Genomic DNA, 16,495 nt, shown 5'->3' on the forward strand with positions numbered 1-16,495 from the left:
CTATAATTCAACTTCATTAAATTTAGTAGTATTCCTATGCTGTTGAGGCTTGATCACCTCAATTTTTGGACTATAAGTATTATTAATAGCTTTTTCTCGCTCACACCTCAAATCATCTAAAATTTGACTGAATGGAGGGAGTGAGATATCAGATTTTTGATTACGATTAAGTTCAACTTCACGTTGAACCACAAGTTTTTGGTAGAGTTCTCGTTGCTCTCCAATAGTTAGTTTACCAGTTTCTTTTAGTTTTTGGCGCAACGGATAATTCCATTGATCTGCTACACCAGTCCATTTTTTATTAACTTCTAAATCTTGCCAATGTTCAGCAAGTTCAGAATGAAGAGGTAATTGAGTATCACGAGTTTGGTCATGATTAGTTTGATTATCAAGGGGAGATTGTTGTCTTAAATCTTTGACTATATAATTCAAAGGAGAAAGTACAATATTAGTTTTTTCTTGGGTGCGAATTTCAACTTGAGCTTGAGCTTGGATAACAAAATAAAGTTCACGTTGTTCACTAATAGTCAGTCCTTGATTAGTTTGAATTTTGTCCCGAAATTCATTACTTGCTTGTTGAGCGACAGGATTCCACCGCTTACTATCCTCTAGTTCTTGCCAAGCTCTTTGAAGTTCAGGATGAAGCGGAAGAATAGTACCATCAGATTTTATAGTTTGACTTTGGGGTTTAGGCGCAGTTTGTCGTTTTATGGGTCGTTCTATTGTTGTAGTAGATGTTTTTGAGCTTTGTGGTGTGTCTGCTGTAGTAGATGTTTTTGAATTAGCTGATCCCTCTGTAGTGTTAACTGTATTTTGGTTTTGTGGTTGTGCTGTTGCGGTTGCTGTATTTTTAGTAGGTTGTTGCGTCAAATCTTTGAGAATATCATCCCAAGGTGAAAGTGCGATATCAGTTTTTTTGTGGGTTAAAATTTCAGCTTGAGCTTGAGTATGAATAGCAAAATAAAGTTCGCGTTGTTCATTAATTGTCAGTCCTTGATTATTGTTAATATTGGCATGAGTTAGATTACCTGAATTTAAAAATGCAAAAGGAAGAATCGAGCGACCATTATAATCAACAGGGAGCCATCGGTCATTATGCTCTATCGCTTGCCAGATTTTTTTAAGCTCAGGATGAACAGGAAAAGTCTCACCGTTAGAGTTGTTAGCTTGAGGTGGTTGCTCAGTAGTTTCTAATCTATCAATATATTTAGCCAGTGTTGGGTGAACAGCCACCTCAGTATCACTCGTTACGTAAGGATTTACGGTAGTAGCTTTTTGGGGAATATCTAGTTTTTGTGCAAGTAACCTGAGCTTATTTAAATCGAGTTCATTTATAGCGAGAGTTTTTACTTGATAAGTCATCCCTGATGGGGTTTTGTTTATATCAAAACTAGCAGCAACCCTTGTAGTGCCATTGTTGTCAGTTTTCAACAATTGCAGACGTGATGAATTATCTTGCTGACTTTTCTGATAAAGTATGCGATAGTTCCCTAAAGTTAAATCATCACGCTCAAATTTAGAGAGCGTTTGTGCGAGAACCTCAAAAACTTCTTTCTGCTTGAAACTTTCTAAAATTGCATGTGTACCTTTTGGTGAAAGAGAGCCAAGAGTGTTGGCAATTTTCCTGGGATCTTCATCAAGTGATGGAAAATTTTTACCAATACAATCAAATACTAATAAAAACTCTTGCCGTTCAACGCTCAACATATCTTGAGGTTTTTGGGTGACTCGGAGGGTTGGTTTTGCCGATTGATCTGCTTCAAAGGTCATCAATACTTTCTTGTCACTACGGCGAAAAATAGTATAATTATCTCCATTACTCTTAATAGCAAAAGCATCGGCTTGATAAATAGATATTTCTTGATCACCATCTTTACTTTCTTGCCTAACACCATAATTTTTAACTAAATGGAAAGCAGCCAAAGCTATTTCTCCATTTTCTCGTTCTTCTAGTCTCTTCCTGGGTTGAGTTTGTAGGTATTGGGTTACTCTCTGTTGCCTAGCCCAGCTTTTAGTTTGCTGGTTTTGAGAAGGCGAGAGTTGGTTTGAAACTTCTGGCGTTGGAGCCTGTTGCTTCTGTTGATGGTAATCAGCAACTATCTGATCAAAATCAGTATTAAACTGGGGGGGCAAAAACGTTGGTAATCCAGGCATTACTGGCAGTGTAAAGTCTGGTTCTGACTCGGATTCTTGTGCAACTACTTTTTTTCGAGGAGTGTTATCAAAAATTTCTTCTACTACTTCTTCCCCCTGGGGAGTAACATTAACAGTCCCATCGCCTTTTTGCTCATAAAGTCTGATTTCTTGGCCATTTTTCAAAAAAATAGTCAGGCGTAAATCTAGCTGTTGATTGTTTTTGTGCCAGTCCTCTAAGGGTTGAGCTTTTTGGGATAAATCTTCAAACGCTCTTGCTCCTTGTGCAACTATAAAATCATCAACACCTTTTTCTGTTCCTGGTAGTTGAATTACATTGACGTTTGCTCCAGTTGACTCTAAAAGTTGACCTGTGCGGTAAGTGGCGATAGCAATATTGCGTTTGGTTTTGGATTTGGTTTCGTAATCAAAACAAATGTTGATGTGGCGCTCCTTAGTAGCAAAAACAGCTAATTCATCGTGTAACACAGGCTGAATTTGATTACCTAACTCATCCTTGCTACGATACCCCGCATATATTCCAGGTAGTCCAATTGCTGCATAACCCTGACTTAACAGACTGGCGGCTTTTTTGGCTCCCTCTGTGATTGTAATTGGAACATTATGTTTCCAGACACAGTACCAAAATCCACTGACGCGATCTCTCTCAGATGGCTGTACTCCAACTTTGGAGTACACTTTGTTAGCAATATCATCTGGGACATCTAATAAGAAAATACTCAGTTCAGTTTTTGGGGGATGTTCATATTTAATAAATTTTCCTTCTACTATCTGTCCCGCCGCATCTTTTTTTGGTCTGGGTGTGTTTGGCTTAAAACATCCCCACAATTTATTTTCGGGTAGTTCTCCAGGCTGTAAATTAGCAAAACTTCGAGGGTCAACACCAGCATTGCACCACCAACCACCCTTTTCAATATGCTGGTATCGCTCTAAATCTGCATCCCGTAGTCTTCCATCATTGCGTCGGGAAATTTTTTCACTATATATAAGATATTCCCAGGCTTGATGTTGCTGTTCTACACTATCAAAGTCTAAACTTTCAAAATTTAATTCGGCAATAAACGGAGATATGGCGCTTCCTTCTACAATTTCGCGCCAATGATTTGGCTCTAAACGGCTTACAGAAGCATCAATGGTTTTTGAAGATTCTCTGTGTTCTACAACTGAAGATTTATTGACAAGAGTTTGTTCAATTACTGTTGTATTTTGAGACGCAGTATTTTTTTCAATAATTTCATTGTTAGAAGTAGATTTGGTGGCAGTATTGTCGGTAGAGGGATAAGATTCCACGACCACTTCACTAGTTGTATTAGGTGTAGATTCCGCATTAGTTTCAAAGTCAGAGCTTTTTACAGACTCGACAACTGCTTGATTATTTGTGTTAGGAGTTGATTCTGTTTCGGTTTCAGGCGTACTCTCTATGGATTCAGTGACTTTTTCTTCAGTTGTATTAGTTTTAGACTCTGCTGTATCTGAAAATAATGTTTGATATATTGCTTTAATAATGCGTTTATCAAGTCCATCTAGTTTCCCCTTAAACTCATTTGTATCAGACTTAGGCTCTGGCGTATCTGAAGTAACTTGTTCTGCTAAAGTTTCAGATACTAATTCATTTAGTTCCTCCTCAACTTCCTTGGTGGTAGGAACAAACTTATTAGCTGATTCATCATACTTTTCCCACTTCCATCCCCCATCTTCATCAGGGGTCATGATATATGTTTCTTCTCCAACTTCTAATTTTAATTTGTTATCTAATTCCTCCTTAATTCTTTGAATAATTTTCTCACATAAAAAATTAACTAAAGGATAGATGGCTGTCCTGATAAAATACTCACTGTTCTTTGTATATACAGAAGATAGCTGAAGATGTCGTTCGTCAAACATAACTCGCTTCACTCGAATTCAAAATTTACGCATTATAAAACAACGGATCTAAAATCAGAAATTCTGGTAAAATTAAATCTTCTTAATTGCGACTTGTGACTTACGACTTGCGAATTATTTATGGCTTTTCGTAAAATATCATATTGTTCTACTGTAGCTCCCAAGCAATTCAAATCAATCAAATTACCATCAATAGTTACTCTATTGAAAATCAAATGAAATCTGGCATATCTCCCAGAATTTTCTACAAAACCCACATACTGTAAATCATTCCAGCCAATCTCTTTGATGTATTCTAGTAAAATTTGTTGACAATTGTTTTCCAGCAAAATTGTCGGAGTATTGTTGAGAGATATCAAGCAATAAATTCCTAGTTTCTTGAGTTTCGGGCGCTGGCTCGAAAGGAAATTAAAATTCGCAATTATTTGTAAGTGAGAAGAGTTAATATCTATTAAATTACCCAAGCATGGGTTTTTAGTTTTAGCTAATTCTGTGATGATATTAAAGTTGTTAATTGTTGATTCATTGATTACCATTCGCATTGTTATATCCTCTTCTCTGTTAAATAAATACATCTGCGTCTGTTGGGTTAGAATCCGAGGATTCCGAATTAATCAAAGAACTAACCTCTGATATACTAAAGGGAGAAGGATTCTGAGCATTTTGAGGAGTTTGTGGGAGAGGAAAACGTACATTAATCTCGGCACGTCGAGATTCCACATCTTCCTTTGTCGGAAATCTTTGTTGACTTTTCCGAACCAAATAAGAAACAAGCTTTGACCAATGTTCCTCGTTATATGCTTCGATGTTTTTCAAGTGTCTTGAAAGTTTAATATTTTTTAGTAAAGGTACTGAACCTTCTTTTTTATTAGCGTAAGCAGGGTTAATGAAAACGCATTTACCCAATGGTAGTTTCAAAAATTGTGCTGGCTCAAATAGCTTTTTGGTTTTTTCTTGATCGCTGGTAGTAGTATTCGCCTTACCTCCACCAGTAGACCGACTTTTGTGTTTATATTTGATTTCTTCATCTCCTAAAAAGCTCGAAAATAATTGAGCCGAGTCATTCTCCCCAGGATTAAAAATAAACTTTGTACTGCAAGCACCAAGAATAGCCCTTGCGACTTCTTTGCCATAATTCTTCTCTAGCTGTGCCATATTCTGCCAGCCTAGTAGTCCGCAAAAACCCTCAGAACGAGATTCATTCAGCCACCTAAATAAATCAGGTAAGTAAATTGAAGGTAATTCATCCAACGCAACTATTAGTGGCTCTTTTCGCCTTTTAGCAATGTTACGGGCAATAATCATGTGTAGAATGCTGGTCATGAGGGGGCCAACAGCTTCACGACGTTCCCTGTCTAGCCCAAAAATAATCATCTGCTTGCCACTGAGTTCCAAGGGCAGGGTCGTTTTACCAATGAAACAGCCGACTGTGTTTTTGGCCATAAAGCGAGTAAACATGATACTGGCTGTGGCAACAATCCCTGCCACAGTTTTTTCAGATGCGGCAGAACTGAACAATTGACCAAAGGCAATCTTAACCCAGGGGTTGAGGTCGCCTCCCATCAGGCGTTGTACCATCTGCTCACTAGACAGTATGGCAGCAGAAGTCATCACATCAGCCTGTTCACCAAATTCCTTAGTCAACATCAGGATGGCTTGAGTTAGCTGATCTCCTGATGGGCCAAAAAAACCATCTTCATTGCTATTATTGAGAATTCGGAAGTTTTTGTTAATGACAGTAGCAATTTGTCTGGCTGTCTCTGCGTCAGAAGAATCCCTCAAGAAATCAATCGGGTTGCAAACTTCAGACTCTGGGAATCCCGGCGCAAAGATGTGAACATCGTAGCCCTGACTCTTAGCGTAAGCAGCAATTTTGGCTTGCGATGGATACTTGAAATCATAGGCAACGATGGAAAACCCTTGCTCAATAGCAGAGTAAATCATCGGGTTAATCGCCCCAGCAGTTTTACCCGTACCGGGAGCGCCAATCGCTGCTGTTCCCCTTTGTACGTCAGGGATAAAAAAGGTAGTGTTGTTACTACTTCCTTTTTTATTAAAGTAATCTCCTACATAAAGTGCGGCACTATCACATTTGGGATTGGCTATTTGTTTGAGTGCCTTTTTTTTGGCAGTAGCAATCTCTTTACTCCCCCCCCAATAACTAGTAGCAATTTTCTTCTTGTTAGAGCTATCGCCAAAAAGTACCCTTATGAGGATGTATGCCGCTAACATGCTCAAAACTGTCAGCCCATTAGGAGTAAATAACTGATAAGTGTACTTGCCAATGTCATCGTTAGGGTTTGTTAATTGCTCAAAACGAAATTGCTGGTTTTTAGCAGTTGATGTGGATGGTAAATTCTTACTCATTTTTGATTAGGGAATGGAATGAGGTTGACCTAAAATAATGGGGTCTTTTTCTCTGTATTGGATGAAAGGAACTGGCCCGATAAAATAGGGAGAGCAAGTCCGTCCGATAAAGGGAATAGTTTTACAGATACGGAAAAACATCGTAGTCTGCATAGAACCAGTGGATTCATCAATATCCCAAACGACTTGTTTGAAAGCCGAACCAAAGGGATTTCTACCAGTAGGTTCTTGACCATTATTTAGTACCCTCAGAACACCAAAACCACCTCTAACTTTTTGGTATTTCCCAGAAATCCACTGCACCCCAGTACTACGACCAATACCCGACATCTCTGCATGAGCGCAATTATCTTGAAGACAAGGAACATTAAAACCTTGTTGATAACTACCAGAAATAGTACGGACACGATTGGCCTCAATCTCCCGCAACACAAGGTCAACTTTTCCGACAAAAGATAAATCAACATTCAACAAGCCAGGGAAGTTATTCCAAGATAAATCTGATAATCTAGGGACACCGTTAATGAAACTTTCCTGCCAATAAGCGAATCTTTCAAATGCAGCTTGGTCAATTCCAGGGATATCTGTAATTCTATAATTTTTTAAATTGATGCTTTGTCCTAATCTTATCCTTTGTAATCGAGGAATTTGAAGCAAGTTACCAATTTTTCTGTTAGAAGCAAAAATCCCTTGACGCTTGAGAAAGTCATCAAGCGGTTTAACATCTTTAACTAATCGATTATTGAGTCCAGGAACAGCCCTAGATAAACTGGGCAATGTTTGCCAATTCATCAGTTGAAAATCTGAAAGCCTTAACTGATTTAATCTAATACCTTGAGTCCGAGAGATTGTTGATAAATTAAGTTTTTCCATGCTTAATTCAGTATCTTCAAAGTCTCCCAGTTTCAAGAATGTTGCAATACTTTGTCCCGATTTCCAAATTCTAGTTTCATTCCTGCCATTAGCCTGGAAAGTAACCTTGCCATCTTCAGAAATAATCATGTTACTAAATTTCAGACGAGACCAATCAGGTAGAAAGCCATTAGGAGATTTAATTACAGGAACTTGAGCTTGTGCCTTTGGGAGAATAAAACCAATTACTTGATTGAGAACTCCATATTTCCAAAAACTATGAAGAAATAGAAAAGATAACAATCCCAGTAAAATAAAATATCTAAACTGACTACTTTTCTGGGACTTGAATTGATAATTTGATTTTTCTTGTTGTTGAGTCATATTTTTATCTAATTTTGTAAGTATTCAGAACACAAAGTGTAAGAATTCAGCATTCAGGAGTCAAAAGTCAGAATTTAAAAACAATGAGCGTATGATTTATATGTAAGAATTCAGCACCCAGGAGTCAGAAGTCAGAATTTATTAGAACTGTTATGTAACTAGGATATTTATTTACCAAATCTTCTCCTGATTCTTTAACCCTTCTGACTCCTGAATTCTTACATTTATATATTGCTCTAGCAAAAATTTGCTTAATTTCCCAATATTCTGGATTCTGACTCCTGAGTACTGAATTCTTATTTAACTGTTTTGTCCAAGTTTTATTAATTTATTCACTAATTCCATCGAGATAACTGCTTTATTTGCAGATGTTGTCAAGTCATCACCTTGTTGTAAGTACGTGAGCAATTTTTTGAGTCGTTGATGTAGCTCATCATTTGGATTAAGCGTTTTATTTTTAATAGAAATAGCAATACCATTTCGGATGCTATTAACTGTCTCAAAGTTCGTAACTAATGATGGAAGTTGAGGTGTGGTTGTAGTTTTCTTTTCTACGGCATCAGGTGTAATGACTACTTGACTGTATTTCGGACTGCCAGAAGAAACAGCTACACGAAAGCTGTAGGCTTTGCGATCGCCGTTTGTATTTTGCGTGATAATTGTCAGTAGAGTGCTGGATGTCTGCGGTAGTCCAGGAATGTTAACTTTTTTGATTCGCCGGAGATAAATCAGCCCAGCACCAGGGCTTTGACAATTTTGGTCAAGTTTATCTAAACAGCCATCTGTATCTACCAGAATTTGTGATGGGTCATCTAACCAAACTCTTTTGATTGTTTCCTGGACTTGATAAAAGGAAATGGCGACACCATGACCATTCCAAACATTGATAGTTTGTAGTGTGGCAGTTTGACCATAAGCTTGCGTTTGCTTGATGCTGCGGACTACAGGTGCAGCAATTGTGATGACTGGAAAAGAGCAAACTAAGGAGATGACTACACCAATGTAAGGTAAGCTTTTCACGGCAACTCCAAAGTGCGATTCACAATAAAAGTAACTTTAGTGCCTTGGGGGATATACCAAACATTGGGACGAGCCAGTATTTCTTGTGTAGAACTTTCGGCACGAGAACTAACAATGTCTCCCAATTTTTCAAAAGCACCTTGCAAGAAAGCACCACCAATGTTGCGTCGATTATTTTGAATGTTAGTGTTGGAAAAAGCACCCCCGAAACCCGTTTGTATAGATTGTTGAACATCAGGCTGATTGATAATTTCACCAACTTTGGCAAGTCCCCCAACTAATCCCACAGTCAGGTCATACTGGGCAATTTCACCACCCTTATCCTGAAATTTTTTCGCAATCAAGGGTTTACCACCTTGGGCATGAATCGAAATAGCCCCAGCAGTTAGAGGATATTCAGTGTTGTCCTTGATAATACTTCTGACGTAAGCAGTGGCATAATTACCAGCATCAACAGATGCCAGTTCCACCACTAATAAAGTATCGCGCCCAATTGCCACCTTACCATAATTGTCATGTAAGTCTTGGGTCAGTTTGGCGACAAATCGTTGACTATCTTCAGTTTTTTGTCTGCTGTTAGTGTTATCAGTTTGTTGTTTGACTAATGGTGTAATTAAGATCCCAGTAGCGAATTCACCAACTGTCAGGTATTGAGTTTGTTGACCTTGAAGGATTTGTTCTTCTTGGGGTAAATACTTGTCAGATTTAAGTTGAGTATCAGCCTGCCATCGGGGGCGGATTTGTTCGATGTCACTGGATATGTTTTCGTTGGTAGGCTCAGGTACACTTAACATATCTGCTGGTTCTGTTAGTGGTGGTGTTGTCTGGGTGAATGATGCAGGATATTCACCGGGGTCAGTGATTGTTGATTCACCAACAGAACTATCAGCGTAAGCTATGAGTCCGTAGGAGCCAATAGTGCGGAGTCGGTTAAATTCAGCAGTCGGGTCTATGGCTTTTGTCGCTGGTGTGGTCACGAGATTATTAACTCTAGGGCTGGAATTAACAAAACTACGTGGTAGAGCAGGAGGTGAATTAACTCTACTAACCTTGGAAGCTGGGGGTTGGTAACGTGTTGGGGATTGAACTGTTCGCGGTGTTACTGGAGCGGGGTTAGAAACTATCGAAGTTGTTTTTTGGGTTTCAACTTCTGGTAATGGAACTTGCTTACTTTGATTGCTGTTGAGTTTGTTTAACTCATCTTCCTGTTTTGAAAGCGCGAGTTTGGCATAAACATCTCCATCATCAACTTTTTCTTCAACTGCGGATGTGTCTTGAAGCTGTTTAGCAGGTTTAATTGCTTCTTTGGTTGACGGATTAAAAATACTGTTGAGAAAGAGGAAGATGATGAAAAAGGCTGACCCAAAAGGTACGGCAACTATCAGCAATCTTGACCAGGGAGACGTGGATAGATTGTGCTTAGTAATTTTAGGTATTTCTTTCTCTTGCTCATCAGAAAACTCAGGAAGCTTACAATCATCTTCCACTTTTAATAGATTATCAATGCTTGAAGAACTGTCAGTCATTCGCTTTGCTCCAATTCAAATTTTTTTATGACAATCCCTGTAAATGAATTTAGGTGTGAGAAATCTCAATCAAAAGTTTTTATTTATTCTTAATTTTGAATTTTGAATTTTGAATTGTTTCTTTACCTTCTGCCAAGATTCAAATCAGTAATTTGGGTAATTTCCAGTCCGGCTTGGCGGACTTGATATATTTTTCTTGCTAAAGCACTCGTGTCCTTTGGTATTTCTTGTGGACTAGAAATAGCTTCCACTGTAATAGTTTTATTAAAAGAAATACCTTTTCCCGCGTTATCATTTCTGTTAAAAGTAACAAGTGTTGCGACTAAATCAACTTCCCATTTACCATCCCTTATTTTGCGCGGTTCTGAGATAAATCGAGGGATGAGAGAAACTTGTTGCTCACCGTTAAATATGCCTGTTGGTGTCAAGCTGGCAAGTTTCTTTAAAAAAGCAGCCCGAAAACCTTGATTTTCGCTCAAAGCAAAAGCCGCATCATAAGCTTTACTTGCTACTTTGCTATTTCCTCTTCCAATATTTCCAACTTCTACACCAGTATCTGCCTTAGTAATCGGTTCTCCTTTTTCATTGAATGTTTGTACAATTCCGTCCCAATTGAACATAGTAATGAAGGTGTCAGACACAAATTTCTTGATAACCTCATTAGAACGCTCTTGGGGTTCTACTGCTCTAGCAATAATTGTGTTCCCGCTTGCTAGTTGCACTAAAGTTAATGGCTTCTGACTTAATGTATGAATAGCTACATAATTTATCAGTTGTAATAATAAGGAAAGCACAGCCATTGAAAAGCCAGCCAGCGAAATTATTCCGACTCTAGTAGGTACAGATTTGCTATAGCTTAAAAGCTGTAATGGTTCGGCTTTTTCTTTCTTTTTTGTAAACATTGCTCATACCAATTCACTAAAATAATGAAACAGATGTAAACACTCAAAGCTTTGATTAATTAGGCTTTTTCAATTGCGAATTGCGTTAGCGAGCCTGTGAGCGTCATTGCGAATTGCAAATTGGTATCACCTCTATTTTTTAGCAGCTAAACTAGCGCCTTTTGTCACAAATGCTTTACCAGCATCAATTACAATGCTGGTGTAAATTTCAGCCGCTTTGTTGATTTGTTGCCACAAAGCTAATCCACCACCCGCCGCTAACCCGGCTGAGAGAAATGGAGCCATGATGCCGATGGTGAACAGGAAGAATAAGGGTTGATCTGCACTGGAGGTAGCCATCAGTTGTCCTGCCAGCCCAATCATGATATTGAAGGAAAGTTTTCCTATTCCCACAGAGAAATACCCAGTCAGCCAAGCAAATATAGCCTTAGAACCATAAGGTAACAATGAGCCGCCCACTGCCAAAGGGCCAAGGTAGGCTGTTAAGAGCATTGTTAGTTCAATACTCCACTGGTATGCACCATTTAGTCCAAGCAAGATGGCTGAAACAATTTCGATGATTCGTGAGCCTATATATGCACTAAATGGAGAAAAAATTACCTGAAGTGGGTTGGCTTTGTTTTGTATAGCTTGTATTGGCGCTTGAATAATTCTATCCAAAGTTTGAATAAATGATGCAAAAGGTGCTGCCCACGTCCTCGCACCAGGCGCTTGCTGAAAATAAGTCGGATATTGATTTGTTAGCCTTTGTCTGGCATCCTCCAAACATTTAATTGATTCTTGGGGTGTTAGTGACGATGTTTTACAGTTTTGAATTTCATTGGCAATTGCACTGCGAACTGCTACAACTCCTGCTGCTCTTTGATACGCCCCAGCCAAATTAGTTCCCGCCGCCGCCTTTTGTAAAACAAAATTGTTTGTATTGTTTATGTAATTTCTGATAGCTATTGTGCCTTGTCCTAACAATTGCCCATCATTTACTAACAAGGCAACAATTAGCAATACCCAAATAAAGTCTGTATATGGCTTTTGTTCTTCTCCATTCAACATTTGTTTTGTCCATTCAACCATAAAGAAAACAAATGTTGCGACGGCAAACAATACACCTACATCACAAAGTGTTGCATATAAAGTACCTGTTGTAACTTCTTGCCAAAGCTCGTCAAAGCCCTGGGCTAATGCTTGTGCTGCTTGGGCTGCTTGTTGAATTAAATCTCCACCAGCAAACTGAGATTGAGCAAATAAATAATTTTTGATTAGCATAATATCTCCAATTCAAAATTATTTCTTTAAATTTTGAATTTTGAATTTTGAATTTATTTTTCAATGTACGTAGGATCTAAACGAGTTAGCACTGCTAATTCAGTGATCAAAGATGTTGTCCCCGTATTAATAAGTTGCTCATTGGCTTTTTGAGCAGCTAAATTATCAGCTACTTGAGTCAGTAGCATATTTGAATGTACTGTGTCGTACCGTTGTTGTAGTGAATCAGTACGTTGATTGGATAACATACCGACAATTAGGGCATTTTGATTTGCGATTACTTTTAAGATATTTTGAGAAGCATCCATTCCTTGGGCCTCATCAGCCAGATTTTGAGCTTCTTGAGCGACTTGCAAGTTATCGTCAACTTTAACTTTTGTTTCCTCCTGTCCCTCTTTTCCTAAAGCTTGAGAAATTTTTAACTTGGAGATCGCTCTTTGTATCGCTTCACCTTTTGCTTGTGCTGTCGGTAGCGATTCTTCATCAGCAGTTTTATTTTTGAAATCTTCACCTGCCGCAACTGGATCTGGCTCACCCATATCGCCTACAGAGTCTTGAGTTGAATCTTCTGCGTCTTGTCCTTGTTCTCCCCAAGCCTCTCTAATCTTGGTGATTAGAGTCAAAATTTTCTGGAAATCCTGATCCAGTTGCAAACCATAACTAGGAGCGATAAACAAGGTACTACTTATAGTCAAAATCACAGCAGTAATGACAGCTATTCTGCGAGTTTTCACGTTACACCTGCTTTGTTTTGTTTAAGATGCTTGAGTAATTGTTGAGCTTCCAGAGAAAGTTCTTCGTCTCGAATCATTCTGATGTAATCTTCAGAAAAACGGACTAAGCCCAATAGTTGATTATTTTGGTATTGTTTGAGAAACAAAGTACGTAGTTCTTGTTCATAGGGGTTGTTAGCCACTGCTGCTAATAAACAGTAAGCCGGATAAAAGCGACAAAATGTAAGTTTGCCGTTATCGTCCAACAACCACTGAGAATAAATGCCCTCCTTTTTTGGATAAAAAGCTTCTGTGCTATTGACCCTAATGATTTCATGAGGATATTTAAAACGCTCGATAAATGGGTCAACTGCTGATGTTTGAACTCTGCCAACTAAGCGTGTAGTGATGTTGGCGAAAATTTTAGCTGATGCTTTACATTGATAAATACTCTCTGGCTCTTGTGCAGAAAGAATCACGCGAATACCTGATTTAGCACCGTTAGCACACAACCGTCCAATTAGTTCGGCAATTGAATCAAACTGAAATAAAATTGGTGCTTCATCTAGGAAGAATATACTTGCTTTTGATGATAATGCCCGACGCAGTGCTGCCGCATAAGCACTTAAAGCTAGTATCGCTGCATCTGCTTCACTTGATAAATTTCTTAACGCAAATACCAATAGTTTAGCATCAGTTCTAAAGCTGGATGGTCGAGAAATTGATTGCCCTACGCTCGTTGATAACCAATAGTTTATTCTCAGACGAACTTGCTCTAATGCTTCTAAAATATTTTTACTATTACTAGCAATTGAATCTAGCTTAATAAAAGCAGGTGAACAGTAATTATAAAAGTCTTTTAGCGTTGGCATTCCTGCCCAAGCTTCGGTTCCTACACCAGATTCTATCGCTGCTTTATAGCGGAGTTTTATATCATCATCGTTAAAGAAGGTTTTTAATGCTAAAGCCACAACTGATTCAATGTTGGTAATCATTGATGGACTCACGCCAATTGTGCTATTTCCAATAATCATGGTCATAAGAACCGATTTCAGGAATTCCTTAAAATCATTCAATCGTTCATTAATTAAGTCTTTTTCTAATCCTCTTAAATCAGGCAATTCAAATAGATTGTTTGACTCCTTGGAAATGTCAAAGTAAGCTCCCTCTTCACCCAGTAATTTTGTATAGTCGGTAAATGTAGATGTTCCATCTGGTTTTGGGTAATCCAGAGCTACCACTGGAATATCCTGGGCGAGGGCTGGCGTAAGAATTCCTGCAACCAGCACTGATTTCCCAGAACGAGTTGCCCCAAACACTGCAAGGTTTTTATGATTCTGGTACAAGTCTAGGTATACTGGTGTTCCGCCCTCATCAGCAATTAGCTCAAATCCAGAGCGATCTCCTGTGGCTGTGCGAATCAGTGGCATCAACCCTGGAGCTTCATTACTAAAGTATGGCAGTCTGCGCTTAAATGGTTTGGTAAGTAACGGCTCCCAAACGAAAGGACAACACTGCAACCATACCTTCCAAGCATATTCAGTTTCTCTGTCAACTACGGCTGGACGCAGGAAATAACTGGCGAGATAGCGACAAGCCTCATCTAACTCTCGTGTGGTTTTGCGGTGTACCAGAAAAGCAACAGCACTATGTACAACCACATTGCCTTTGTAGATTGTCTTTTGTGCTTCTACTGCTTCCTCTATGTTCATACCAGATTTGACATCGATATTGCCTTTCTGAGATGACAAGGTTGTACTTGTGATTGACTGTTTAGTAATGCGTTGTAGATTGGTTTTGGTAATGCCTTGATTTGCTTTTGTTAGCTGACACAAGATTTCTGTGTCAAAAATGCTGTCTCTAGAAATTAGTTCCCACAAGTAACGTAATTGAGCTTTTTCATCAATCCAGCCCCCTGGTTTTTGGCTGAAGTTGAGCGCCCCTATATATTTATCTTGAATTTTTACCCATCTTCTATCAAAAAAAGGCACAGATGCTTCATTCTCTAAAAGATGATGGCGAACATGAAAATCACTTGTTTGGCTTTCAACTAGTCCATTGTTCTCACTGATTGTTAACGGGTTAGGAATTGCTGGAGGTTGAGAGAGATTTAATTGCTGCCAAATTACTTCCCATATTTCAGATGCACTTAAAGTCCTAATTCCCAATTTCATTTTATTGCTGAGTATTGATTCCCACAATAAGAATCCATCACTAAATGAATTACTGAGGATATTTTCAATTCTGGTATTGTTAAATCCATGAATTTCTCCCGTAAACTTATACCAGCCTTTTTCTAGTTTCCTGATGATACCCTCAATAACATCTGAGCTTTTGTTGTCGTCGTCAGCAACAGTATAAGTACACCATAACCGGAGAAATTTATTTTTCCGAATTCCTAACTTCGTTAGCTCTTTTATTCGCAGCCTTTCACTCCGTACTAAAAGTTTCAGTTGGTCGATTTCGCATTTATTTTCTATAACTTTTAATTCTTGCTGTCTAGCATAGTCTGACGTAAATGAGCCTAAGTGAATAGTCAGAAATTCTTTTTCTGGGATTTCTTTTAGTCCAGCTTCTATACCGTCAAATATTGGTAGTATTTGCTCATTCGGTAAATTTGGGTGGATACCCAAGCAGTCGAAACAAAACTTAATTTGAATATCTTCTTTTCTTTTCAGAATTAATGCCCCGACTCTTTTTCTCCCACCTAAATTTATGTCACAGACTCCTGCTAAATGAATAACATCCTCAAAAGGAGTCAGCGTTTTAACTACGTTAATTTGTTCGGAATCTAGAGACTGCTTACCTAATTTATCAGTTTTTTTTGACTTAGTTTTCATCTTGATTCTTTAACGCTTTATAAGTCATATAACCTCTGCTAATTCGAGGTACACCGACGAACTTTCCAAAGAAATTTCGATTAGAAGATAGAACCCACCAAGTCGCCCATCCCCATGCAATACTTAATCCTGTCGCTAACCAACTCACTTGGAATATGTAATTCAGCACCAATACATTGAGTATTGCTATTGCTGACCAAGGAAATATTTGGTCTGCTGGGAAGGGGCCTAGTCTGGGTCTGTCTCCTAATATTCTGTTGACAATCCTGAATTTTTCTTTGCTCATACCAAGCACACAATTCGTAATTCATAATTTAAAAACGTAAGTATTTAGGGAGGAAGGAGGAGGCGGTGCGGTGGACGGGTTTCCCGGCATAAAGGAGACAGTTGCGTCGGTCGCCAGACTTGAGCAAACTGTCGTCAACTGCCGTTCAGAATTCATGCTGAATTCTAAATTCTTACACAGAATTCAGGAGTCAGAAGGGTTAAAGAATCAGAGGAAGATTTGGTAAATGAATATCCTATTTATATAACAGTCCTGATAAATTCTGACTTCTGACTCCTGGGTGCTGAATTCTTACAATTCTGTT

At 38.6% G+C, this 16,495-nt stretch carries 11 protein-coding genes; all 11 read right to left on the reverse strand.

Going from position 1 to position 16,495, the window contains the following annotated elements:
• The gene (locus H6G77_RS27545) at window positions 1-4,038 is read right to left on the reverse strand and encodes a DUF3854 domain-containing protein (RefSeq protein ID WP_190873248.1); all 4,038 of its coding nucleotides are present in this window, start codon (window positions 4,036-4,038) and stop codon (window positions 1-3) included.
• 32 nt (window positions 4,039-4,070) lie between these two features.
• Window positions 4,071-4,580, reverse strand: a complete 510-nt coding sequence (locus tag H6G77_RS27550; protein ID WP_190594293.1) for a relaxase/mobilization nuclease domain-containing protein — start codon at window positions 4,578-4,580, stop codon at window positions 4,071-4,073.
• A 19-nt stretch (window positions 4,581-4,599) separates the two neighbouring features.
• The gene (locus H6G77_RS27555; RefSeq protein ID WP_190594292.1) at window positions 4,600-6,405 is read right to left on the reverse strand and encodes a type IV secretory system conjugative DNA transfer family protein; all 1,806 of its coding nucleotides are present in this window, start codon (window positions 6,403-6,405) and stop codon (window positions 4,600-4,602) included.
• Between the two features lie 6 nt (window positions 6,406-6,411).
• Entirely contained in the window at window positions 6,412-7,641 is a 1,230-nt protein-coding gene (locus H6G77_RS27560; protein ID WP_190873249.1) for a hypothetical protein, read from the reverse strand.
• 300 nt (window positions 7,642-7,941) lie between these two features.
• Window positions 7,942-8,661: a hypothetical protein gene (locus H6G77_RS27565; RefSeq protein WP_190873250.1), complete on the reverse strand. Its 720-nt coding sequence runs from the start codon at window positions 8,659-8,661 to the stop codon at window positions 7,942-7,944.
• Window positions 8,658-10,187, reverse strand: a complete 1,530-nt coding sequence (locus H6G77_RS27570) for a TrbI/VirB10 family protein (RefSeq protein ID WP_190873251.1) — start codon at window positions 10,185-10,187, stop codon at window positions 8,658-8,660. The genes H6G77_RS27565 and H6G77_RS27570 overlap by 4 nt, the downstream gene beginning before the upstream one ends.
• A gap of 122 nt (window positions 10,188-10,309) precedes the next feature.
• A complete protein-coding gene (locus tag H6G77_RS27575) occupies window positions 10,310-11,089 on the reverse strand; it encodes a hypothetical protein (RefSeq protein WP_190677264.1) in 780 nt (259 codons plus the stop codon).
• A 132-nt stretch (window positions 11,090-11,221) separates the two neighbouring features.
• Window positions 11,222-12,352: a hypothetical protein gene (locus H6G77_RS27580; RefSeq protein WP_190594287.1), complete on the reverse strand. Its 1,131-nt coding sequence runs from the start codon at window positions 12,350-12,352 to the stop codon at window positions 11,222-11,224.
• Window positions 12,353-12,405: 53 nt separating this feature from the next.
• On the reverse strand, window positions 12,406-13,086 hold the full coding sequence (locus tag H6G77_RS27585; protein WP_190677266.1) for a hypothetical protein: 681 nt from the start codon (window positions 13,084-13,086) through the stop codon (window positions 12,406-12,408).
• Window positions 13,083-15,905: a hypothetical protein gene (locus H6G77_RS27590; RefSeq protein ID WP_190873252.1), complete on the reverse strand. Its 2,823-nt coding sequence runs from the start codon at window positions 15,903-15,905 to the stop codon at window positions 13,083-13,085. The genes H6G77_RS27585 and H6G77_RS27590 overlap by 4 nt, the downstream gene beginning before the upstream one ends.
• Entirely contained in the window at window positions 15,895-16,191 is a 297-nt protein-coding gene (locus H6G77_RS27595) for a hypothetical protein (RefSeq protein ID WP_190677270.1), read from the reverse strand. Before H6G77_RS27595 ends, H6G77_RS27590 begins: the two co-directional genes overlap by 11 nt.
• Window positions 16,192-16,495: the final 304 nt, after the last annotated feature.

The sequence above is a fragment of the Aulosira sp. FACHB-615 genome, from assembly GCF_014698045.1.
Taxonomy (GTDB): domain Bacteria; phylum Cyanobacteriota; class Cyanobacteriia; order Cyanobacteriales; family Nostocaceae; genus Nostoc_B.

What these genes read in the sequence shown, in the direction of transcription:
- H6G77_RS27560 (WP_190873249.1), bottom strand. Translation starts at nt 7,641, where the DNA reads ATGACTCAACAACAAGAAAAATCAAATTATCAATTCAAGTCCCAGAAA.
- H6G77_RS27555 (WP_190594292.1), bottom strand. Translation starts at nt 6,405, where the DNA reads ATGAGTAAGAATTTACCATCCACATCAACTGCTAAAAACCAGCAATTT.
- H6G77_RS27545 (WP_190873248.1), bottom strand. Translation starts at nt 4,038, where the DNA reads ATGTTTGACGAACGACATCTTCAGCTATCTTCTGTATATACAAAGAAC.
- H6G77_RS27595 (WP_190677270.1), bottom strand. Translation starts at nt 16,191, where the DNA reads ATGAGCAAAGAAAAATTCAGGATTGTCAACAGAATATTAGGAGACAGA.
- H6G77_RS27570 (WP_190873251.1), bottom strand. Translation starts at nt 10,187, where the DNA reads ATGACTGACAGTTCTTCAAGCATTGATAATCTATTAAAAGTGGAAGAT.
- H6G77_RS27590 (WP_190873252.1), bottom strand. Translation starts at nt 15,905, where the DNA reads ATGAAAACTAAGTCAAAAAAAACTGATAAATTAGGTAAGCAGTCTCTA.
- H6G77_RS27550 (WP_190594293.1), bottom strand. Translation starts at nt 4,580, where the DNA reads ATGCGAATGGTAATCAATGAATCAACAATTAACAACTTTAATATCATC.
- H6G77_RS27575 (WP_190677264.1), bottom strand. Translation starts at nt 11,089, where the DNA reads ATGTTTACAAAAAAGAAAGAAAAAGCCGAACCATTACAGCTTTTAAGC.
- H6G77_RS27580 (WP_190594287.1), bottom strand. Translation starts at nt 12,352, where the DNA reads ATGCTAATCAAAAATTATTTATTTGCTCAATCTCAGTTTGCTGGTGGA.